Origin of the sequence: Sediminicola luteus (assembly GCF_002514735.1) — a bacterium.
Classification (GTDB): domain Bacteria; phylum Bacteroidota; class Bacteroidia; order Flavobacteriales; family Flavobacteriaceae; genus HQA918.
In genome coordinates, this window is record NZ_NBWU01000001.1 from 504,635 (window position 1) to 526,425 (window position 21,791).

Annotated in this window: 18 protein-coding genes and 1 tRNA gene; 5 read left to right on the forward strand and 14 right to left on the reverse strand. The window is 44.6% G+C overall.

Translation table 11 applies throughout. From position 1 onward, the window contains the following. Positions 1-24 precede the first annotated feature (24 nt). Together B7P33_RS08915 and B7P33_RS08920 are read left to right on the forward strand one after the other, a co-directional pair. Entirely contained in the window at positions 25-735 is a 711-nt protein-coding gene (locus B7P33_RS08915) for a tRNA1(Val) (adenine(37)-N6)-methyltransferase (RefSeq protein WP_097441625.1), read from the forward strand. 171 nt (positions 736-906) lie between these two features. Then, positions 907-2,085 carry an acyl-CoA dehydrogenase family protein gene (locus B7P33_RS08920; RefSeq protein ID WP_097442290.1) on the forward strand — a complete coding sequence of 393 codons (1,179 nt, stop codon included), beginning with the start codon at positions 907-909 and terminating at the stop codon, positions 2,083-2,085. Between the two features lie 89 nt (positions 2,086-2,174). Here the strand turns inward: B7P33_RS08920 and B7P33_RS08925 are convergent, their stop codons facing one another. From B7P33_RS08925 to B7P33_RS08985, 13 genes are all read right to left on the reverse strand, one after another. Continuing rightward, complete coding sequence (locus B7P33_RS08925; protein WP_172435905.1) at positions 2,175-3,662, reverse strand: fibronectin type III domain-containing protein; 1,488 nt, start codon at positions 3,660-3,662, stop codon at positions 2,175-2,177. 197 nt (positions 3,663-3,859) lie between these two features. Further along, positions 3,860-5,626 carry a MutS-related protein gene (locus tag B7P33_RS08930; RefSeq protein ID WP_097441627.1) on the reverse strand — a complete coding sequence of 589 codons (1,767 nt, stop codon included), beginning with the start codon at positions 5,624-5,626 and terminating at the stop codon, positions 3,860-3,862. Between the two features lie 26 nt (positions 5,627-5,652). Further along, positions 5,653-6,009, reverse strand: coding sequence for an MmcQ/YjbR family DNA-binding protein (locus tag B7P33_RS08935; RefSeq protein WP_097441628.1), 357 nt, complete (start codon positions 6,007-6,009; stop codon positions 5,653-5,655). 23 nt (positions 6,010-6,032) lie between these two features. Then, positions 6,033-6,431 (reverse strand): Dabb family protein, encoded by a 399-nt coding sequence (locus B7P33_RS08940; RefSeq protein WP_097441629.1) that lies wholly within the window; start codon positions 6,429-6,431, stop codon positions 6,033-6,035. A gap of 8 nt (positions 6,432-6,439) precedes the next feature. After that, positions 6,440-7,066, reverse strand: coding sequence for a DUF4230 domain-containing protein (locus B7P33_RS08945; protein WP_097441630.1), 627 nt, complete (start codon positions 7,064-7,066; stop codon positions 6,440-6,442). A 26-nt stretch (positions 7,067-7,092) separates the two neighbouring features. Continuing rightward, positions 7,093-7,656: a PIN domain-containing protein gene (locus tag B7P33_RS08950; protein WP_097441631.1), complete on the reverse strand. Its 564-nt coding sequence runs from the start codon at positions 7,654-7,656 to the stop codon at positions 7,093-7,095. Beyond that, entirely contained in the window at positions 7,646-8,107 is a 462-nt protein-coding gene (locus B7P33_RS08955) for a helix-turn-helix domain-containing protein (RefSeq protein WP_097441632.1), read from the reverse strand. The genes B7P33_RS08950 and B7P33_RS08955 overlap by 11 nt, the downstream gene beginning before the upstream one ends. A gap of 106 nt (positions 8,108-8,213) precedes the next feature. Beyond that, on the reverse strand, positions 8,214-8,960 hold the full coding sequence (locus tag B7P33_RS08960; protein WP_097441633.1) for a cyclase family protein: 747 nt from the start codon (positions 8,958-8,960) through the stop codon (positions 8,214-8,216). A gap of 7 nt (positions 8,961-8,967) precedes the next feature. Continuing rightward, positions 8,968-10,101: a radical SAM family heme chaperone HemW gene (gene hemW, locus B7P33_RS08965; protein ID WP_097442291.1), complete on the reverse strand. Its 1,134-nt coding sequence runs from the start codon at positions 10,099-10,101 to the stop codon at positions 8,968-8,970. Positions 10,102-10,268: 167 nt separating this feature from the next. Further along, a complete protein-coding gene (locus B7P33_RS08970; protein ID WP_097441634.1) occupies positions 10,269-10,841 on the reverse strand; it encodes a hypothetical protein in 573 nt (190 codons plus the stop codon). A gap of 301 nt (positions 10,842-11,142) precedes the next feature. Continuing rightward, positions 11,143-11,691 carry a crossover junction endodeoxyribonuclease RuvC gene (gene ruvC, locus B7P33_RS08975; protein WP_097441635.1) on the reverse strand — a complete coding sequence of 183 codons (549 nt, stop codon included), beginning with the start codon at positions 11,689-11,691 and terminating at the stop codon, positions 11,143-11,145. After that, positions 11,684-12,193: a hypothetical protein gene (locus B7P33_RS08980; protein ID WP_097441636.1), complete on the reverse strand. Its 510-nt coding sequence runs from the start codon at positions 12,191-12,193 to the stop codon at positions 11,684-11,686. Before B7P33_RS08980 ends, ruvC begins: the two co-directional genes overlap by 8 nt. A gap of 40 nt (positions 12,194-12,233) precedes the next feature. Further along, complete coding sequence (locus tag B7P33_RS08985) at positions 12,234-13,151, reverse strand: metallophosphoesterase family protein (protein WP_097441637.1); 918 nt, start codon at positions 13,149-13,151, stop codon at positions 12,234-12,236. A gap of 492 nt (positions 13,152-13,643) precedes the next feature. Between B7P33_RS08985 and B7P33_RS08990 the strand changes: the two genes are divergently transcribed. From B7P33_RS08990 to B7P33_RS09000, 3 genes are read left to right on the forward strand one after another with little or no spacing between them, the layout of a single operon-like run. Further along, on the forward strand, positions 13,644-14,192 hold the full coding sequence (locus B7P33_RS08990) for a DUF4347 domain-containing protein (protein ID WP_097441638.1): 549 nt from the start codon (positions 13,644-13,646) through the stop codon (positions 14,190-14,192). 5 nt (positions 14,193-14,197) lie between these two features. Continuing rightward, the gene (locus B7P33_RS08995) at positions 14,198-20,173 is read left to right on the forward strand and encodes a T9SS type B sorting domain-containing protein (RefSeq protein WP_097441639.1); all 5,976 of its coding nucleotides are present in this window, start codon (positions 14,198-14,200) and stop codon (positions 20,171-20,173) included. Positions 20,174-20,182: 9 nt separating this feature from the next. After that, positions 20,183-21,067, forward strand: coding sequence for a PorP/SprF family type IX secretion system membrane protein (locus B7P33_RS09000; RefSeq protein WP_097441640.1), 885 nt, complete (start codon positions 20,183-20,185; stop codon positions 21,065-21,067). A 602-nt stretch (positions 21,068-21,669) separates the two neighbouring features. On the opposite strand, the gene B7P33_RS09005 is transcribed toward B7P33_RS09000, so the two are convergent. Further along, positions 21,670-21,750, reverse strand: a tRNA-Leu gene (locus B7P33_RS09005). Between the last annotated feature and the right edge of the window lie 41 nt (positions 21,751-21,791).

Sequence of the window (21,791 nt, forward strand, 5' to 3'; positions counted from 1 at the left end):
TGGACTACCTTTGCCCCAAAAAACATGGCGGCCTTCCGGTTTAAAGAATTCAGTATAGAACAAGATCAATGTGCCATGAAAGTGGGTACCGACGGGGTACTACTAGGCGCTTGGGCAGGAATAGACCACGAACCCGATAGTATCTTGGATATAGGGGCAGGCACTGGTATCATCGCCTTAATGTTGGCCCAACGAAGCCATGCCGAAACCATCGATGCCCTAGAACTAGACAACGCGGCCTACGAACAATGTGTAGGTAACTTTGAGGCCTCGCCCTGGGCAGACCGACTGTTTTGCTACCATGCCGCCTTGTTGGAGTTCGCCCAAGAAATGGACGAACCCTATGACCTGATCGTTTGCAATCCGCCTTTTTATAGTGAATCGGTTAGCTCGGGCAATACCCAAAGAGACCAAGCCCGGCAAAACGATTCCATGCCCTTTACCCATCTACTAACCGTTGCGGCCCATTTTTTAACCGATACGGGTCGCTTTTGTATGATCGCTCCTTTTAAAGAGGAAAAACAGTTGTTGAAATTGGGGACCTCAACAGGGCTTTATCCGACACGTATATGCAGGGTACGCGGTAATGACCAGTCACCTATAAAAAGAAGCCTTCTCGAATTTGGAAAACAAACCGTGGATGTCGAAACTACGGAATTGACCATAGAAGTTGAAAGACACCAATACACAACCGCTTACAAACAACTGACCCAAGACTTCTATTTAAAAATGTAACATTGCCTCTTTGTTTTGTTATATTTCTTTATCTACCTTTGATTCCCCTTTATAAGTGGTCGTAAGGCAAAGGCCACCCCAGAGGGATTGTATTTTTTTGCCTTTTGAAATTCGAATGGAAGCGGTATAGCGCATTGATTATACCCATACTCCTTGAAAAACATTGAAAAGATGAAACCAGATTTGTTCGAAGCACCCGATTATTACAATATGGACGACTTATTGTCCGAAGAACATAAATTGGTACGCGATGCCGCCCGCCAATGGGTAAAAAGGGATGTGAGTCCGATAATTGAAGATTTTGCACAAAAAGCCGAATTCCCCACCCAGATCTTGAGCGGTTTGGCCGAAATCGGGGCCTTTGGCCCTTATATTCCAGAAGAATATGGTGGCGCAGGTTTAGATCAGATCAGTTACGGACTAATCATGCAAGAGATTGAACGTGGCGATAGTGGGGTGCGCTCTACGGCCTCGGTACAATCTTCTTTGGTTATGTACCCGATATTCGCCTATGGTTCTGAAGAACAAAAACAAAAATACCTACCCAAATTGGCTACTGGGGAAATGATGGGTTGTTTCGGGCTTACCGAGCCAGACCACGGATCGAACCCCAGCGGTATGGTAACGAACTTTAAAGATATGGGCGATCATTATCTATTGAACGGTGCCAAACTCTGGATCTCTAACTCGCCCTTCGCCGATATCGCCGTGGTTTGGGCCAAAAACGAAGCTGGCCGGATCCATGGTTTAATCGTAGAGCGTGGCATGGAAGGTTTCTCAACCCCTGAGACCCACAACAAATGGTCGTTACGTGCCTCGGCAACCGGAGAACTGATCTTCGATAACGTAAAAGTGCCTAAAGAAAACCTATTACCCGGCAAAAATGGTTTGGGTGCGCCACTCGGTTGTTTAGATTCTGCCCGTTATGGTATTGCCTGGGGTGCCATTGGTGCTGCCATGGACTGTTACGATACCGCTTTGCGCTATGCCAAAGAGCGGGTACAGTTTGGTCGACCAATCGCAGCTACCCAATTACAACAAAAGAAATTGGCCGAGATGATTACCGAAATCACCAAAGCCCAATTGTTGGCGCTACGTTTGGGGCAGCTGAAAAATGAAGGAAAGGCTACCTCGGCACAGATATCCATGGCTAAAAGAAATAATGTGGAAATGGCCATAAACATCGCCCGCGAAGCCCGACAGGTTTTAGGGGGCATGGGAATTACCGGCGAATACAGTATTATGCGCCACATGATGAACCTAGAATCGGTGATTACCTACGAAGGTACCCACGACATTCACCTATTGATTACCGGGGCCGATATTACCGGCATGGCTGCTTTTAAATAAGGGGATATCACCTAAAAAAAGCCGTCTATTCCATAAAAAAAACCGCTAGCAAATTACTAGCGGTTTTTTATTGTGGATTTGATAAATACTTAATTGATTATCACAGAAATATCAAAGGGCACTTTATAAGTAGTTCCGTTTTCCTCTAAGAGTACATAACCCTCACCAACATAACGAATGGCATCGTAGGTAGCTTGATCTAATTGACCCGTAAGTACGGTAGACGGATTCTGGAAGAAATTCTGCAATACCTCACTCTCAATTTTAATGGTCGTAACCTGGGCACTTCCTAAATCGCCGTTGAACTTAATTAAAAACTGACGGGCCAAACTACTACTTGATTGCTCGTATAAGGTGGCCGAAGTAATCTCTAGGGTCGGATGAGCAGGATATTCGGGTAAGGTACGGACAACTAATTCCGATTCACCCCAAATTTCACCTTTAAAGCCTACATTGGTCACGGCTTTGATCGTAACCGTATATTCGGTGTCCGGCTCCAAATCCTTTATCGGATAAATGGGGTAGTTAAAGCTATAACTAGGCGTAATACGTTCACCATCTAACCAAACCGAATAGACCGTATCGGTTCCGCCCTCAATACTTTCTTGATCCCAATCGATTTTAAGACTGTTATGTTCCCTGTCGGCCAAACGCACCTCAAACTCGGGGAATTCAGGATACACATAGGTTGTAAAAGTCACCGAACTTTCGCTTTCAGTACCATTAATACTGTCGGCAATAACGGTTATGGTATAAGTTTCACCCTCCACCAAATCATTAAAGACATAAGAAGTTGCGGTATCCGTCAAATATTGCTGAACGATCTCATCGTTTAACTTTATGGTATAGCTAAAGCTGGCTCCATCTGGGGCCTCAGGGGTATCCCAGGCTACTCGTAACAAATAGGGATCATATAGATTGTGAATATCGTAGCCCGGATCTTTTTTAACCTCTAAAGTAAAGGAGGAAGGCGGTGTTCCTAAAGTGCTAAAATTAGCATATTGTTCGGTGGTGACATCGTATTCGCTGCGGGCCAACACTTTTACCACAAAATTCGAAAAAGAATCTAAGGCATCAAATACATATTCGGTTCCGGTAATGTTCGCCTGTACTAATTCGTTGTTCAAATAAATACTATAACTAACTTCAGAGCCATCTGTAGTTGTTGAAGCGGACCAAGTAACGGTGGCCCCAGAATTGGTTACTTCACTAACGGTTATTTCGGGTACTGTAAGTCCGGAAGGTGTCAAAGTCGTAAAACTCTCACTGGCCTTCGCACTTAAACCCTCCCCATCGGTCACGGTCACTTCTACCTTATATTGGGTTTCGGGTACCAAGCCTGTTAGGGTATACGAGGTTTCGCTAATATCGGAAGCTATATAATTCCCGTCTAAACGGATACCATATTTCAAATTTCCGGAATTGGTCGAGGTAGCCGTCCAACTTATGGTAGCTTCATCATAGGCTTCGGTAATCTCTCCAATGGTTATTTCAGGAGGTTCGGACGGTGCGCCATCATCGGTGGTTGAACAACTAAATGCCACGATCAACACAAATAGGGGTAAGATTTTCTTCATGTAGGGAATACTTTGGTAATTTGTTAAAAAACGTGGATTCCCGCTTCGTATTATGCCCGAATCCGTGCTAAAAACCATGCAAAAAAAGGCAGCCCCATTATGTTGTTCACTCTGATGGCATTACCCTCAAAGCATTTTAAAAAAAATCTATAAAAATGATTTAAACCACAATGTAATAAGGTGCCTCAGGGTTTAGATCAATCTACAATCCCCATCTTGTTAAGTAAGAATGAAGCGTTCATGTTTTGGCAAATCCCTGATTTCATAATATAGTCGAAATACAGTTCCCCATTTACGATCTGGGCGTCGAAAAAGTGGTTCTCCACCTCGGCGTATTCGTTTGCAATGTCGCACAAGGATAGATCATGGGTGGCTACTATTCCGGTGGCCCCTGCCTTGACCAAACGCTCTACGAATTTTTTGGATCCAATGGCCTTATCGGTGCTATTCGTGCCTTTTAAGATTTCGTCTAGGATTACAAAATAGCTTTCGGTTTCCAACGCATCTACGATAAACTTTAAACGCTTTAGTTCTGAAAAGAAATAAGATTCCGAATCGGCCAAGGAGTCAGAGGTACGCATACTGGTTATTAGCTTAATAGGACTGTACATGAACCGCTTCGCACGTACAGGCAAGCCCATATTCCCCATAACGATCAAAAGGGATACGGTACGTAGATACGTACTCTTGCCTGCCATATTGGCCCCGGTAACTACAAAAAAGCGATTGGCTTGCATGGTAAAACCATTGGTTACAGCATCTGGCCCCAATAGCGGATGTACCGCAGCCACGGCCTCTAATACCGGGCCATCTTTCCGTATCTCAGGATAGGTATGGTCCGGATGGTTAAAGGCATAATTCGCCAAGCTATTGTAGGCATCAAAATGGGCCAAAACCACGAACCAATCTTTTACATGTTTTCCATTTTGGGCGATCCAAGATTCAATACGCCCTACCTCCCATAAATCCTTAAGGAAAAAACCATTGGTAAACAATCCGATTATTACATTGTTACGTTGATCTAATGCCGATAAATAACGACCGAATTGCTTTAAGGCTTTGGTGGTCGTACCCGCTTCTCCTTCCAATCGCGCTTTGGTTTTTTGTAATAGAGTGCTTTCAAAACCTTGCCTTTCTACCAAGGCCATCAATCTATGGTATTGCTGAAAAACCTGGGCGATTTTTCCGGTATGGGCAGATAGCCTACTCACACGTTTCACATAGATTCCTGTAATGCCCAAGCCTATAAAGAACCAAAATGTTAGTATTCCCCCTGGCACCCATCCCATAAAATAAGTGCTGAGCATTACCACGGAGCCCAGGGAGAATGCTTTTGGAAACCATTTCATTAACCCAGGTAGAAACGGGGTGTAATTGGCCAACCAACCCAGCGTTGTCTTTGTATCAACCTCGGTTTTTATCAACCGACCGGATGCGATGTACTCTTGCCGCCATGTAGCTAAATCTGCCAATTCAGCAATGGCCTGCTGCCTTTCGGTAATAGCTGAGGTTTCATTCGCTTTAAACCACTGGGCCAAAACATGCTTCCCATCCGACAACGTGGTTCGGTTTACATATTGAAAAAGGGAATTATCGCCAAAGAGGTCAATATCTTGAGCATAAACATGATCGGGCTCATGGTATTCATTCCCATTTGGTAAATGATTCCATGCCCCGCATAACACTTCGATTTCGGTCTTATTAATAGTAATTAAAGCCTTTAAATAGTCACGATGGTAGCGTACATCGGTATGTTTGGATATCAAAACCAAGAAGCCCGCAAAGACAAGTACAGCGCCAAAGAACCAATACCCCGACCCTTGAACACCTAGATAAACCATATAGGCTGCCAAAAGAAAAGACAAGCCCCTAGCCGTAGCAAGAAGGGTCAGCTTTTTTTTGGTTTTAAGCAGTTGTTCGGTTTGGCCCGTTAGTTGGGCTTGATAAAAAGATACTGGATCCATAAAGGGGTTTGAACTTAGAGACTGTTTTAAAGCGCCGCCAATTCGGCCTGTAATTTTTTGGGCATTTTCGAAACTACCAAGTCATAGGAATGCTGGGTAAGCTCTTCGACAAGGGTTTTGGGTACCCGCTCGAGAAAAACGGTGTTCCAGTGTTTCTTACTCATATGATAGCCCGGAATAATATCGCCATCGAATTCTTCACGAAGCATTTCAGAACGTTCAGGATCACACTTTAGATTTACTTGGGGCGGAAAGCGCTCCAAGGCTACCAAGGCGAACATTTTACCCATTACCTTGAACACCAAGGTGTGTTCGTCGAAAGGAAAAGTCTCCGTTACCCCCTTTTTCGACAAACAAATTTCGCGAAACAACTCAACATTCATACTTTGGTTTATAAGGTTCTCAATTAGTACACTTTGCCCTCGGCATCGTACACGATGACTTTTTCCCAAAGGTCTTTACAGTTCTCTACAAATGCCTCATGGGCCGGTTCTACTTGGTAGCTTGCCTGATCTTGGGCAGAGGCAAAGGTAACCACCAATTTATAGGAAAAACTATCGTCTACCACCTCTCGTGAAGCTTTAGGCGGCACACCTATAAAATTCGTTTGGGCATATTTAGAATTCTTAAGGAACGTACTTAATTCACGTTCGAATTTTTCACGGTCTTGTGTATTATCGGGTTGTTTCAACCAAAAAAACACGGTATGTACAAAAGTAGGATTGAAATTCGCTTCTTTTTTTTCTTGGCCCAAGGCCGCTGTGGTAATGCTCATAAGGAGTATGGGTAGAATTAGTTTTTTCATCTGTATATTTATTTATCCAATAAAGGATTCTTCTCCGTCTCGGGAATCTCTAAGGCAGAGGTATCTAAAGACCAACCTATGGTAGCCACGATCTGCCCCATAAGGTGCACTGCCCCTATGGCCTCGTTTTTGGCGGACTCCATCAATCCGCTTTGGGGTATTTTCTGCTTAATATGTTCTTTGGCTTCTTGGGTAAGTTGGGTTAAGTCACTGGGCGAAAAACTATTAAACAGACCATTCTTAACATCGTAAAATTTTAATTCGGGTTCTACGGAGAGTATCTGGGGTTCGGGAAAATGGGATAACACTATGGTCTTTTCTTCCCTGTTGGCGAACATTTTTATCTTCTTAAGATCATAACCGATATGTGCCTTGGCATTAATTACAATCAAAGCCTTTTTTTTACTGCTCCAAAGTTTCATAAAACCTTCTTTGGAGTTTTCATAAGTATAGATTTCGGCAAATTCCCCTTCTACCGAAATTAGCTTGCACACCGCCCGCATTTTTTCGAGCAACACCGAACTTTGGTGCTGGGTCAGGTCTTTTTTTTCTTTTTTACGGAAAAGGGTATATAACCAATAAGTAGCCCCGGCCCCTAAGGCCCCGCCAAAAAGAATAAGTATCATACTATCCATAAACCAAAATTATGGTTATTTTTTCACTACAGTAATGCATGTAGAAAGTTCGCCGTATTATTAAGGTTTCTTTTCCTCAGGATTGATAATACCTCATACACATCAAGGTCAGGATTTCTCCTATATAAGACCATTTCCCGAAAAGCCTTTATTGCCTGTCCCGGATTTAAATCGATAATGTCAGTCAGAAAATCATCTGCCCTTTTTGCCTTTAGACCAAATGAGGCCAAATACGATTCAGGGAAATCTTTAATATTCTCGGTTACTATTACATTGGCATTGGTTTTTATGGCAGCGGCCAAAACATGACGGTCTTTAGGGTCTGGAAGCGAAAGGGTTTCAATTAAACCTCCGTAATTTGTAACAAGGGCATCGGGAAAAGCCAAATTTGCACGATTGGTTCTTTTAACAATCTCATGATCATCGACTCCTTTTCTTCGCATTACCGCTACCCACTCATCAAAAATATGTTCACTCCATTTAGGCGTATACAAATCATAATATGCCAACCAAAAAAGTAAATCCCGTATTTCCAATGGATAAATGACATTGGTATCTAGAACACAGATAAAACGAACACTATGAATCATATAAGTTACGTTCCCCGTCGGCTTTCATTATATCTATGATATGCCGTTTTTGGGCCTTTTTCATTTCAGCCTTAAACCTTAAAACATCATCTAACTTAATCCTTCTATGCTTTCCTACCTTAACAAAATCGATTTTACCAGTCTCCAATAATTTAACCAGATGAGGTCGGGAACAACCTAAAATTTCAGCCGCCTTTTGGGTGGTAACCTCCGTGGCAATGGGCACCATGGAAAAAGGAACGCCTTTACCCATGGCTTCCAAGATATCGCCAAGAAGCTTTAATGCGGTAAACGGTATTTTAATACGCTCCTGTGTTTCCTCAATCTCGATTTCCGGATGGTCATTTTCACCACTCAATTGTTTAATTACAGCAGCTAATGCATCGTAAGATGCTATGGCTATCTTTTGTTCGTCCTTTGATGGTTTCGTAATATAATTAGTGGTTTCCATAGTATGAATCACATTTATCTACACAATAATAAACGAAATAAACGAAACTACCTTACATCCAAAATGTTAAACTTATAACGATTACGAGGTCGGTAGTCAAGAAAAGCTACTCAAAACCATACATTACCGGCCTACTCGGACTAGCGTCGTTTTCAAAAGGCGCCACTTGCAGGTTAAGTACATACGTACCATCGGAAATGGTATTGGGTACAAAGACCAGTTCGGTTAAAGTGGCATGTTTTCTGGGCGCTTCATGTATTTGCCAAAAGGCCTTATGGGCCAAAAGGGCGCCCCCATCTTTTTCTTTATCTACCGAGGGAAGGTCTACCAAGAGATGCTGAATACCTTGTTGTACCAAATAAGTCATGGCCTCTTCTAAAATATAGGGCGGATTGCTATGTGAATACTGTTGGCTTAGTTTGTCGTTGGTATTGGGTAGCGTTCTTATAATTAGGGCCTCAGGTTTTTTACGACCCAACACATAACGTAACTGTTCTTTGGATATCACCCAATCATCGCCTTGTTTTTCCGGTGCTACGGTAACTAACAACCCCTTGAAGAAATAGCGTTGAAGACATTGGTTTACCGAGAAAACCTCTTCGGTAATATGCCCAAGACATTCGGTATGGGTACCATGGGCATGCGGATTAAAAGTAATATCGTTAAAGTTAACCGTCCCACCTTGGGCTACACTACCCACATATCCATCGGTCTGGTTGGGTTTAATCGTTGGCGGTGCTTGGTACCAAGCCGTAGGGTTGCCTTCGCCATGCCTAAGGGGAATGGAAATATCCATGGGTTTCGACAAATCGATCTGACATTTTTTACCGCCAAGTACTAGGGTAGCTAACATGGTGTTTTTAATCCAAATGTACGCTAAAAAGATCGCTGGCGATACCATCGGTCAAGAACCTTCCTTGGTCGGTAACCCGTAATCGGCCATTGACCTCTTCTAAAAGTCCGGATTGGATTGGTTTTTTGCTGTCTTCCAAAAGTCTTTGTGTAGTCCCTGTCCCAAACTCATCAGTAATCTCTGCCAAAGAAATACCTTGGGCCAATCGCAGACCGACCATAATCTTTTCATTAAAGCGATCGATAGGGGTCAGTATTTCGGTTTCACTGGGCAATTGCCCTTGTTCAATGGCCTGACAATACTTTATATTGTGGGCCACATTCCAAGATCGGTGTTTGCCGTTGTAGGAATGTGCCGAAGGCCCAATACCCAAATAAGGTTTTCCCGTCCAATAGCCTGTATTGGCTTTGGAATGATAGCCCGGTTTTCCAAAATTGGAGAACTCGTAATTTTCGAATCCGGCCTGTAACAATACTTTTCGGAGTATACGATAATGCTTTTCCGCCGCCGCCTCATTGAGGGGTGCCATTTTACCTTTATCTATAAAACGGGCCAGGGCAGTTTGCGGCTCTACCGTAAGGGCATATGCCGAAATATGGGGAACGTTAAAGGAAAGGGCTTTTTCTATATTGGCCAGCCAACGTTCGGCATCCATTTGGGGCATGCCATAAATAAGATCCAAGGTAATATTATCGAAGAGTTGGGTAGCATAGCTCAGGCATTGCTCGGCTTCCACAGCATTATGGGCACGGTTCATTAGTTTTAGGTCTTGCCCAAAAAACGATTGTACCCCAATACTTAAACGATTGACCCCGATTTGTTTTAGATTTTCCAGTTTTTCCAAACTCAAATCATCGGGATTGGCCTCTACGGTAATCTCTGGGCTGTCACTCAAAGTATAATGCTCATTGACTACATCCATTAAAGCCCTTAACTCCCAAATCTCTAAGATAGAAGGCGTACCTCCTCCGAAATATAGACTTTGCACGGCCTCACCTTTCAGTTCAGCGCTACGAAGGCGAAGCTCTACTTGTAGTGCCCCTAACAAGCGGGACTTATGTTTTAGCGAGGTTGAAAAATGGAAATCGCAATAATGACAGGCTTGCTTACAAAAGGGAATGTGGATATAAATGCCCGCCATTTTATCTGTTTTTCCCTGCAAAATTAAGGGAACCGGATACAAATAAAAAACCGGCGACCCCTCACGATCACCGGTTTTGCTAAGATAATTGAAACTAACTTACTAACGTAAGCTATCCCTCTACCTTGTTGTGTAAGCAAAAGGGATAGCCAATAGCAAGGACATTTTTAATGGTTGGTTAGATAGGCCAAAGCTTCGGAATCGAATCGAAGACGTTTCTGTTTTTGCTTACCATCTTTTTCCATTCCGATCTTAAAACGAATCATATTTCCTTTTCCTTGAATATAATCTATCTCACATTGGCTAGAGGTAAAAGCCCAGCCAGGGTATTCGGTAGCCAATTGTTTACGAAGCGATTTCGGTATGTTGACTCCCTTATACCTTTCCGCACTTTTAACAACATTTCCTTGGTTATCGTAAGTAGCCATAACTTTATGCCCCCCTTCTTCCAGAAGAACGGAATAGGTTAGATGTGGCACTTGTACGCCTTCTTTTGGCTTTTCTGAATCTTCCCAAACCTCATGGGTCCGGATATCAAAATCCGCTACAGTTCTTCTAAATTTACGAATACTAAGAGGTAACATACTGCCTCTAACAGCCGTCAAATAGGATTGGTTTTTTACCACGACTTCGGTGGTAGACGGTTTTACATTTTCAACAGATGTATAGGCAAAAGTTTCTTGGGCTTGGCAAAAATGGCAATAGCCTAAGGCAATAACCAGGCCGAGGAACATTTTCATTTTACACGGGTTTATAGGTTCTAGTTTTGCATTCCGTTTTCACGGACAAAGGCCGGCATAGGTTCTTGTCAACAACACCCAAATGTACTGAGCCTAAGCAGAGAAGTCACATTTTTGCGATAGACAAATAATAGACAACGGCCATATTGAAGTCAATAAAACCAGTAATAAGCCCAGATTCCCGTTCAAGTAAATCTTCACATACTAACCTAAAAAATAGTGTATATGATAGCTATTTAACCCCTAAGTAAATAATAATCTTTGACTAAGCGACCGCTCACCTCGATTGAAATCGAATGACCTAACCTATTCTATCGCCATTCTGCTTTACAAAAGCGGCCCAACCCGAATAATTTTTGCCTACCTCTACCCTACCTTGGTTGTAGAAATGGCAAACGGCCGCAGCCAAACCGTCGGTGGCATCGAGGTTTTTGGGCAAGGTTTTCAGTTGCAATAGATTCTGAAGCATTTTGGCTACTTGTTCCTTACTGGCATTACCATTACCGGTAATGGCCATTTTGATCTTTTTGGGCATATATTCGGTTATAGGCACCTGTTTAGAGAGTCCGGCTGCCATAGCAACCCCCTGTGCCCTTCCCAATTTAAGCATAGACTGCACGTTTTTTCCAAAAAATGGGGCCTCAATGGCAATCTCATCCGGATGATAGGTATCAATCAGCTCTATGGTGCGCTCAAAAATGAGCTTAAGCTTGGTATAGGGGTCTTTGTATTTCTGAAGTAGCAACTCGTTCATTTGCAAAAACTCCAAGTTTTGGCCGGATACCTTTATAATCCCAAAACCCATTATGGTGGTTCCCGGATCAATTCCCATTATAATCTTTTCATTCATTGCTGCCATGCTGCCTCGTATTCACCACCAAAGGTAAGCTGAACTTGGCACTTACCGGTATTCCTTTTTTAATAGCGGGTTGAATTCTGGGTAATACCTTAAGACTCTGTTCTACAATTCCGTCGAATTCAGGCACCTCATCGGTAATACGTGCATTGGTTTCCAACTTTAGTAAGGAGACCGTTCCTACGGAATCTACTTTAAATATTACGGTAAGGGTATCATGTACGTTTTCGGTTACCAAAAACTCATAATGGGAGAAGGATTCTGAAAGATGTGCCAATAAAGTTTGCTCAAAACAGACTTTTTGTTCGGTTTTTGGGGCCAATTCATCACAGGCTTCAAAAAGTGGATATTGATCTACCGAATCTAGATTTAAACGCAACAATTCGGCCACTACTTGTTCATGGACCCGTTTTTCCTTTGATACAAAATAATGGCATCCCGTGGCCCACATAAGCCCGGCCAAGCAAATACCTTTATACACTGCCCTAAGGTTCATAAGGGAAATGTACGCTTTTTTAGGCAGATGGCTGTCTTAGTCACTCATCTAGCTGGGCCTCCCAACCTATATCAATGTACTCCCAGTCAATTTCTTCCCCCGAGATATGAACGACCATAAAGCCTTCCTCGTCATAATGTATCCCATTATTCTTTCGGGATCCTCTACGCCAACTAGGCCGGCCTGCCAAAGACCCACCGGTCAAGAAACGGGTTTTGCCGTGTAGTTCAATGTCTTCGATCCAATGCAAATGCCCTTGAAGTACCAATCGCAAATTATGTTTCTCGAACAAACGCAAGACGGCCTGTCCATTTTCAATCCATAAATTATTAGGGGTAGTGGGCACCCCGCGCCCATAGCGCTGCGGGTGGGTCGTTAAAAAGGGAATATGGGTTACCAAAACCAAAGACATATCATGTGGAGTTTTTAGAGCCAATTGGGCCAGCCATTCAAATTGCTTATCATCTACCTTGCCTATATACTTACCATTACCTTTCATTATCGAGTTTACGGAAATAAAACGCCAGCCTTTATGGTCAAAACTATGGTAGGTTGGCCCCATATAACGTTCGTACAGACCGTAATAATAATCGGGATGATCTTCGGACACATCGCTTTCGGGATAAATGCCATACAATTCATGGTTGCCAATGGTGTTCTTTACGGGTACCTGGATCTGTTCTGACATTTTTAGGTAATCTTGAAAGAGTTGATTGGAACGCACCGAATCGCCCCGTAATACATCATAAACCAAGTCACCCCCGGTAACCACCATATCTATTTCTAGGGCGTTTATACTATCAATGGCCTTTTTAAACGCTTTTTGGGCACCACGTTCGGGTTGTAGATGGATATCGGTCAAAAATGCAAATGAGAAACCTGTGGTACGCTGCGCAGTTCCTAGATAAAGAATACCCATGAAAGCAAGGCAGCACCATTTTAGTCGTATAGTTTTCATTAGAAAAAAGTTTGGTGGTCGGAAAGATAGATTACAAAAATCCAATGGATATTACCAAAAGATTAAAACCATGGGGACATATGGAATTCTTCATAAATCCATAGGCTACGATTAGCTTTTATGAGCTATTATATTTTTCGATAAAAAGAAAAGACTGCTTGGTCGGCTTCCTTATAATTACACATCAAATTATATGGTTTTTATACACAATAGTTAGTGTTAGGCAACATACTTTTGAGGGGAAACCCCCTATGATGTTAATTCGTCTTCGTAACATCCGGACTGGGTAAGACGCACAACCAAACCTTTTCGTGGATTTTTAGATCAAGCTTTTTTTGTAGTACCGTTCCCAAGGGGTTTCGACGCCAACCAACCCGTCGAAACCTCAGCAGGAATGGGCTTTTAGCGAACCGGCGGCCTCCCGCCCGGCAGGAAGAATTATATACCAAACCAAGTAATCAAATTATTGTTTCTTTTAAAAAACAGTTCCCTATGCTATCTCCCTATTTGAAAAAAGGGAAAATTTTATTTTTTCTTTTTTCGTTTTTATCCTTTAGCGTTATTCACGCCCAATCATCGGATTTGATTCTTATTGAACAATCCTTAGAAAACAAAGATCAAATTCTAAGCAAATTGCCAGAAGATGCAAAAATACTTTTGGTGGCTTCTGACCAAAATGGTTGGACTCTTTTGAGAGAGTATCTTTATCAAAACCCGAATACAGAACAAATCCATCTGTTTGCCAAAATACAAGGGCAAGAATTGATTTTAGGTCAAAACCGGTACAACAAGACAAGTTTAGAGGCCGAACCTGAAATGGCTATGTTAGAAGGTGCCTACCAAACTGCGCCATTTAAATTACTGATATACCACTGTTCAGCCAACCTAACCCACCCTCTCCAGGCTTTAATTAGTCCTTTAAGTAATATCGGTGCCTTCGATGTAGGGCTTTCTACCCAGTGCAACGATATGGTATCAGACAACTTTATCTTTGGCCCTACTTCTAGATCAAAATCTACGGTCAATTCCATTTTAAACTAATCACCATGAATAGAAAAATCAGCTTATTAGGAATTCTAATATTTCTGTTTTCATATGCAACCGTATTAGGCCAGGTAAACATGACGGTTACCCAAGGCCCTAATATTGATGTTATGGTTACCGTAGGAACAGCCAACGTTAGCCTTCTCACTTTTGAAGACGACCTTGAAACCGCATTAAATAACCAAGGTATTCCTTTAGGGAAGCTAAGGGTAGAAGCCTTTGAAAGAACCACCATCTCTTCTGATCAAGCAGATGCCAGCGATATATTCAACAGTTGGAACAAAATGGATTTTGATGGTACCGAACCTCCGAATCGCGCTCGAAATAGTGGAAATTATACCGGGGATTTCTTTTCCTTTGATTCCAACACCAACCAAGTATCAGCAGATTATGTTAGTCGGAGGGGAAGTGTTTATGGCGTAGCCATGTACGACCCAACCGGAAACATCTCCAATGGTATTATTTCATCGACTTTCGGACTTAACGGGGCTCCAGGACAACATGCCGAGGTGGGGTTTATTTTCCGTAAAAAAGACAATGATAATTTCTATGCGTATATCATAGACAACCATACGTACTGTGGAAACCTTCAAAACTATGCCAATGGCGATGGCTACCCAGCCGAAGCCATTATTAAGGTCGAGAATGGGGTAAAAACCATCATGGCCGTTAACACCAATAGTACTAGAAGCGGCACGGCCCCTTACGGTTGGGATGGCAACCGTGGCGATATGTTCGCAGCCTATTACGACGGTCAGGTTATCGACTTTAAAATTGAAATGAACGATGACACCATAAAAATTTCCAGAAAAGGTGGTGGTGGCGATGCCGGAACCGATTGGATTGAAGTGTTCAATATTACCGATACCACCCATGATTCTGGAAGTTATGGTTTTTATGTTCATGAGCAATCTGGTGCCTATTTCCAAAATATTGCTATTGAAAAAAGAAAGCTAAGAGCTTTTAAAAACGTACTTCAAGAACCGCAATGGCGTAATAGTGCCATGCGATTTAACGTAAATCTAGATGATCTTGAAGTAGCAGATTTTAACAATGACACGGATCTTTCGGAAATTTTGACCCGTACGATCAACGAAGACATTCACTACATTGGCTGGGGTACCAATACCAATCAGGCCCAGTTCGAACGTTTTGTATCTCAGAACAACAATAAGGGAACCTTTGTAAATCGAAGCCAAGACAATTATTCGTCATGGATCAATGCCTTGGCCCAGTACATAGCCAGCCAGTATCAAACCGGTACCGTAACCGCCGGAGACTATTTTATCGCAGGCACCTCGGTTGAGATCAATGTTACCCCGCCAGAAATGAAAACCAATACGGCAAACGCAAGTTATCCGAATGGGCGCTGGAAAATCGATCACAATGAAAGCTTCTTCCCCAACGATGCCGGCAAAGTATCTTGGCACGACCAATACTTGGAAGATGTTCCCACTTTGTACGAAAAACCGGGGGAATACACCTTTAGTTTTCAAGACCAGCCAACCACACCGACCAAGCTGTTCTTTCACAGAAGACCTATGGCGCGCTTTACGTTTAATGCCGGTACAGGAGCCATAACCAATGAGTCCTTCGATTTAGACGGAGGAGCAAACAATGGTATTGCCCAATCGGTTTGGAAATGGAAACAAGTCGATGCCAATTCAGAAAACAATTGGAATACGGGGGCTTTTAACTACGCCAGTGCACCAAATGGAGAGTATTTGGTTATGTTGGAAGTACAGGATCATCAAGGTGTTTGGAGTGCCCCCTATTCTATTTTTGTCGAAAAAACGGGCGCTGCACCAACCGGTTCAGATCTTCCCGTGGCTCAATTTACCATGCAACCCGATGAAATGAAAACCTATACGGGCGACAGTATGACCGCTTCCATAATAGACAACTCATACGATCCCTATGGTAGAACCATTGACCAAACCGAATGGACCGTTACCAAACAAACCGTAGACAATAATGGCGATTTAATCGAAACCCAAATTTATACCGGGGCCACAGCCATGACCGATTTCTCTGGTCAAAATACGGAAAGTGCCGATTACTTGGTCCAGTTACGGGTTCGGACAAATACCGGTATCTGGTCGGATCCTTATACTAGAACCTTAACGATCAACCACGATCCTACGCCCCCAACCATTACCGCTTTGCCGGCCGATGGCAGCGTAACTACCAACGATGACATTCAAATAACGGTTAAAGACAACTTTGGAGGAAGTGGATTCGACGTGCATCGCTATCATTTGAGTGCTAATAGTTCACCAGCCGCCAACGATTCGGGCGAATGGAGCTCTTGGAACAATACCAGCAACCCAACATACGCTTTCAGATCCGGGGGTAACGGACAATATATCCATATACAAGGAAGGGATATAGCAGGAAATGTAAAAACATCTTCTTTCGGCCCTTTTAACGTAACCCTGATTTTAGGTGCCGAAGACGACCTTGTCTTAACTAATGAAGACACGGTTACGGCACCAGTCAACGTACTTTTCAACGATGCCTATGATACCAGTGGTACACCCACAGTGAGTATTGTAAGCCAAGGCTCCAAAGGTAACGCTATTGTAAATGGAAGTAACGAGGTTGTTTATACCCCCAATGCCAACGAAAACGGCACAGATACCATTACATATAGAATAGAACAAGCAGGCAGTAGTGCCCAGGCCCAGATAACCGTTTCCATCGAAGCCGTAGATGATCCACCGGTAAGTAACGACGATACTTTTAGTGTAGACGAAGGTGCTAGCTTGAACGAAAATGTGGCTACCAACGATGTAGAACCCGATGGAGACACCTTAGTTTATCATTTGGTAAGCAACCCATCTAATGCAGCTAATTTCACCTTTAACAACGATGGTACCTTTAGTTATGAACACGATGACTCGGAAACCCTTTCCGATAGTTTTACCTATAACTTTGAAGATGCCAACAGCTTTTCTTCAAACGCAACGGTAAGCCTTACCATAAACCCATTAAACGATCTGCCAACAGGGGCCGATGCCTCTTTTGATGCGATTGAGAACATCACCTTTACCGTAGGTAGTTCTCCGTTCAACTTTACCGATGTAGATCCTGGCGATACATTAAAAGGTATACGCATCGTAAGTATCCCCGATAGCGGAAACCTAACCGATACCAATACCTTGGGCAATGGTGCCGTTGTAACCAATCTAGCCAACCTTAGATACGTGCCTGCCACCGATGCCTTTGGAGCGGCCCTAACCAGCTTTACCTTTAAGGTTATCGACCAAGTCGACGGCGAAAGCACCGCTACCTATACCATGACCATTAATATATTGGAAGATACTGATGGTGATGGCGATCCAGACACTACCGATACCGATGACGATGATGACGGTACCCCCGATGTAGACGATGCCTTCCCGAAGGATGACCAAGAGGATACCGATACCGATGGCGATGGTACAGGCGATAATGCCGATACCGATGACGATGATGACGGTACTCCAGATGTAGACGATGCTTTCCCGAAGGATGACCAAGAAGATACCGATACCGATGGTGATGGTACAGGCGACAATGCCGATACCGATGACGATGATGACGGTACCCCAGATGTAGACGATGCCTTCCCGAAGGATGACCAAGAGGATACCGATACCGATGGCGATGGAACCGGTGACAATGCCGATACCGATGATGATAACGATGGTACCCCCGATGTAGACGATGCTTTCCCGAAGGATGACCAAGAGGATACCGATACCGATGGTGATGGTACCGGAGACAATGCCGATACCGATGACGATGATGACGGTACTCCAGATGTAGACGATGCCTTCCCGAAGGATGACCAAGAGGATACCGATACCGATGGCGATGGTACAGGCGACAATGCCGATACCGATGACGATAACGACGGAACTCCAGATGTAGACGATGCCTTCCCGAAGGATGACCAAGAGGATACCGATACCGATGGCGATGGCACCGGCGACAATGCCGATACCGATGACGATAACGACGGAACTCCAGATGTAGACGATGCCTTCCCGAAGGATGACCAAGAAGATACCGATACCGATGGCGATGGTACAGGCGACAATGCCGATACCGATGACGATGATGACGGTACCCCGGATAGCGAGGATGCCTTCCCGAAGGACGACCAAGAAGATACCGATACCGATGGCGATGGTACAGGCGACAATGCCGATACCGATGACGATAATGACGGTACGCCGGATAGCGAAGATGCCTTCCCGAAGGATGACCAAGAGGATACCGATACCGATGGCGATGGTACAGGCGATAATGCCGATACAGATGACGATGATGACGGCACTCCCGATGAGGACGATGCCTTCCCGAAGGATGATCAAGAAGATACCGATACCGATGGTGATGGTACAGGCGACAATGCCGATACAGATGACGATAATGACGGTACTCCCGATATAGATGATGCCTTCCCTAAGGATGACCAAGAGGATACCGATACCGATGGCGATGGTACAGGCGATAATGCCGATACAGATGACGATGATGACGGCACTCCCGATGAGGACGATGCCTTCCCGAAGGACGACCAAGAAGATACCGACACCGATGGTGATGGTACCGGCGACAATGCCGATACCGATGATGATAACGACGGTACTCCCGATGTAGATGATGCCTTCCCTAAGGATGACCAAGAAGATACCGATACCGATGGCGATGGAACCGGTGATAATGCCGATACCGATGACGATAATGACGGTACTCCCGATGTAGATGATGCCTTCCCGAAGGATGACCAAGAAGATACCGATACCGATGGTGATGGAACTGGCGATAATGCCGATTCCGACGACGATAACGATGGTACATCGGATAGCGAGGATGCCTTCCCGAAGGATGATCAGGAGGATACCGATACCGATGGCGATGGAACCGGCGACAATGCCGATACCGACGACGATAACGATGGTACATCGGATAGCGAGGATGCCTTCCCGAAGGATGATCAAGAAGATACCGATACCGATGGCGATGGTACTGGCGACAATGCCGATACCGACGACGATAACGATGGCACATCGGATAGCGAGGATGCCTTCCCGAAGGATGATCAGGAGGATACTGATACCGATGGCGATGGCACCGGTGACAATGCCGATAACGATGATGATAACGACGGTACCCCGGATAGCGAAGATGCCTTCCCGAAGGATGACCAAGAAGATACCGATACCGATGGCGATGGAACCGGTGACAATGCCGATACCGATGATGATAACGATGGTACGCCGGACAGCGACGATGCCTTCCCTCTGGATGCCTCTGAAGATGCCGACGCTGACAATGACGGAACCGGTGATAATGCCGATACGGACGACGATAACGATGGTACTACCGATACCGACACCGATGGGGATAATGTAGGGGATAACGTAGATACCGACGATGACAACGATGGGGTTCCGGATGCTGAGGATGCCTTCCCATTGGATCCCAACGAACATCTCGACACCGATGGTGATGGAACCGGTGATAATGCCGATGCCGACGACGATAACGATGGCTATTCCGATGAAATCGAAATTACCCATGGTACCGATTCCAAAGATCCCGACAGTAACCCCTTGGATACCGACAAGGACGGACAACCCGATAGCGTAGACAACGACGATGATAACGATGGTGTGGCAGATAGTTTGGACGATTTCCCCTTACAAAAGGAACCCAGCCTAAAACCGGCCGAGGCCTTTACGCCCAACGGCGATGGGGTAAACGACTTCTGGGTAATCCCTGGGCTAGACAACTATCCCAATGCCAAAGTTTCGGTCTATAACCGATGGGGACATCAAGTGTTCTCCAAGATCAACTATCGTGGCGACTGGAACGGCACCTTTGAAGGCAAATCCGATAAACTGCCCGCTGGGTCCTACCTCTATGTCATTGAACTCGGACAAGGTAAGGCCCCACAACAGGGATGGCTATTCATTAATTACTAAACCATAACCATGAAAACCAAACATTTCGCCTTTGGCATACTCTATATCCTGACCACCTGGATCATCAGGGCGCAGCAGGACACCAACTATAGTTTCTATAACTATAATATGAACCTGGTCAACCCCGCCTATGCCGGGGTAGACCAACAGACCAAACTCGGACTCAACCTACGTAGCCAATGGGCCAGCGTTCAAGGGGCACCGGAGACCCAAAGCCTTTTCTTTGGCATGCCCGTGGGCAACAACCTTGGGGTGGGCGTCAGCCTGATCAACGACAAGACCTTTGTCGAGGACCAACTGAACATCAATGCCGATTTCTCGTACAAATTACAACTAGGGGCCGCCCATGAGATCTATTTCGGGCTCAAGGCCGGTATACACTCCTACGATGTAAATACCGACGGGTTACAGGTATACGACGTGGTACCCGATCCCTCGCTTACCGACCTAAGTGGCAGACTCACCCCCAACGTAGGTGTGGGGGCCCTGTTGAAGCACGACGATTACTTTGTAAGCTTTTCGGTTCCCAAACTGCTTAAACCCGACAGGGTAGAGTTCCAAGACGGTCAGGCCCGTATGGGTATTGATCGAATACATATGTACCTATCGGCAGGTTATGAATTCTACCTTAGCCCCGCGCTTACCCTTAGGCCTACCACCATGGTAAGGCATGTAGAGAACGCACCCCTATCGGTAGATCTGACACCGGTATTGCAGATCAATGAAAAATTCGACCTCGGTCTTTCGTACCGTTGGGACGAGAGCATGGCTTTTCTGTTCGTGTTCAAGACCGACTGGCTACAGGCAGGCTATGCCTACGAATCGGCATTCGAAAGTCCGGTTCGCAATGCCGAGAACGGCACCCATGAACTGTTGTTTAACATCACTTTTTAGATAAGAACCTCTTTAAGTTCTTCAAGACCTATATAATTCTGTGTTTATTTTGGAAGATGGCAGGAATACCCGTTATGCTGTGGGAGCGTAGCGGGGTTCCTCATTTATAACCCTTTTCAAAATTCAAAATGGAAGATTTCTTGGCCCTGATGATTATCACAGCCGGGAAAACCCTAACCTAAGGCCAAAAAAGCCCTGCATTTCATTTAGGCACTGTACCTCGAAACCCCCACGTACACATTACCGGGCATAAATAAAGCCCCTGCCTTTCTTCAAGACCTTGTACCTTGGGCGGCCTAGGGATCTCGGTGAACCCACTTCCCTCGACATAAAAAAAGCCACGCAATTCTGCCGAGCCATGTACCTTGTGTGGCCCCGAAGCATCGGGGGAACCCACACTTTAGTTTAACCCATAAAAAAACCGCAATCCCGCCGAGTCTTGTACCGTGAATGGCCCAAGAATCTCGGGGAATCCAATCCTTTTGACATAAAAAAGCCACAGATAGCCGCGAAGCTTTGTACCTTGGGTGGCCCCGAAACATCGAGGGAACCCTCACTCCAATTTGGCCCATAAAAAAACCTCGCAAAAGCGAGGTTTAAAGTACCTTGGGTGGGAATCGAACCCACACTCCAAAGGAACTGGATTTTGAATCCAGCGCGTCTACCAATTCCGCCACCAAGGCAACTGGGAGTGCAAAAGTAACCATGTTTTTTTATTTGCAAA

Coding starts and splice junctions, on each gene's coding strand:
- B7P33_RS08915 (WP_097441625.1), top strand. CDS start 25: ATGGCGGCCTTCCGGTTTAAAGAATTCAGTATAGAACAAGATCAATGT.
- B7P33_RS08920 (WP_097442290.1), top strand. CDS start 907: ATGAAACCAGATTTGTTCGAAGCACCCGATTATTACAATATGGACGAC.
- B7P33_RS08925 (WP_172435905.1), bottom strand. CDS start 3,662: ATGAAGAAAATCTTACCCCTATTTGTGTTGATCGTGGCATTTAGTTGT.
- B7P33_RS08930 (WP_097441627.1), bottom strand. CDS start 5,626: ATGGATCCAGTATCTTTTTATCAAGCCCAACTAACGGGCCAAACCGAA.
- B7P33_RS08935 (WP_097441628.1), bottom strand. CDS start 6,009: ATGAATGTTGAGTTGTTTCGCGAAATTTGTTTGTCGAAAAAGGGGGTA.
- B7P33_RS08940 (WP_097441629.1), bottom strand. CDS start 6,431: ATGAAAAAACTAATTCTACCCATACTCCTTATGAGCATTACCACAGCG.
- B7P33_RS08945 (WP_097441630.1), bottom strand. CDS start 7,066: ATGGATAGTATGATACTTATTCTTTTTGGCGGGGCCTTAGGGGCCGGG.
- B7P33_RS08950 (WP_097441631.1), bottom strand. CDS start 7,656: ATGATTCATAGTGTTCGTTTTATCTGTGTTCTAGATACCAATGTCATT.
- B7P33_RS08955 (WP_097441632.1), bottom strand. CDS start 8,107: ATGGAAACCACTAATTATATTACGAAACCATCAAAGGACGAACAAAAG.
- B7P33_RS08960 (WP_097441633.1), bottom strand. CDS start 8,960: ATGTTAGCTACCCTAGTACTTGGCGGTAAAAAATGTCAGATCGATTTG.
- hemW (WP_097442291.1), bottom strand. CDS start 10,101: ATGGCGGGCATTTATATCCACATTCCCTTTTGTAAGCAAGCCTGTCAT.
- B7P33_RS08970 (WP_097441634.1), bottom strand. CDS start 10,841: ATGAAAATGTTCCTCGGCCTGGTTATTGCCTTAGGCTATTGCCATTTT.
- ruvC (WP_097441635.1), bottom strand. CDS start 11,691: ATGAATGAAAAGATTATAATGGGAATTGATCCGGGAACCACCATAATG.
- B7P33_RS08980 (WP_097441636.1), bottom strand. CDS start 12,193: ATGAACCTTAGGGCAGTGTATAAAGGTATTTGCTTGGCCGGGCTTATG.
- B7P33_RS08985 (WP_097441637.1), bottom strand. CDS start 13,151: ATGAAAACTATACGACTAAAATGGTGCTGCCTTGCTTTCATGGGTATT.
- B7P33_RS08990 (WP_097441638.1), top strand. CDS start 13,644: ATGCTATCTCCCTATTTGAAAAAAGGGAAAATTTTATTTTTTCTTTTT.
- B7P33_RS08995 (WP_097441639.1), top strand. CDS start 14,198: ATGAATAGAAAAATCAGCTTATTAGGAATTCTAATATTTCTGTTTTCA.
- B7P33_RS09000 (WP_097441640.1), top strand. CDS start 20,183: ATGAAAACCAAACATTTCGCCTTTGGCATACTCTATATCCTGACCACC.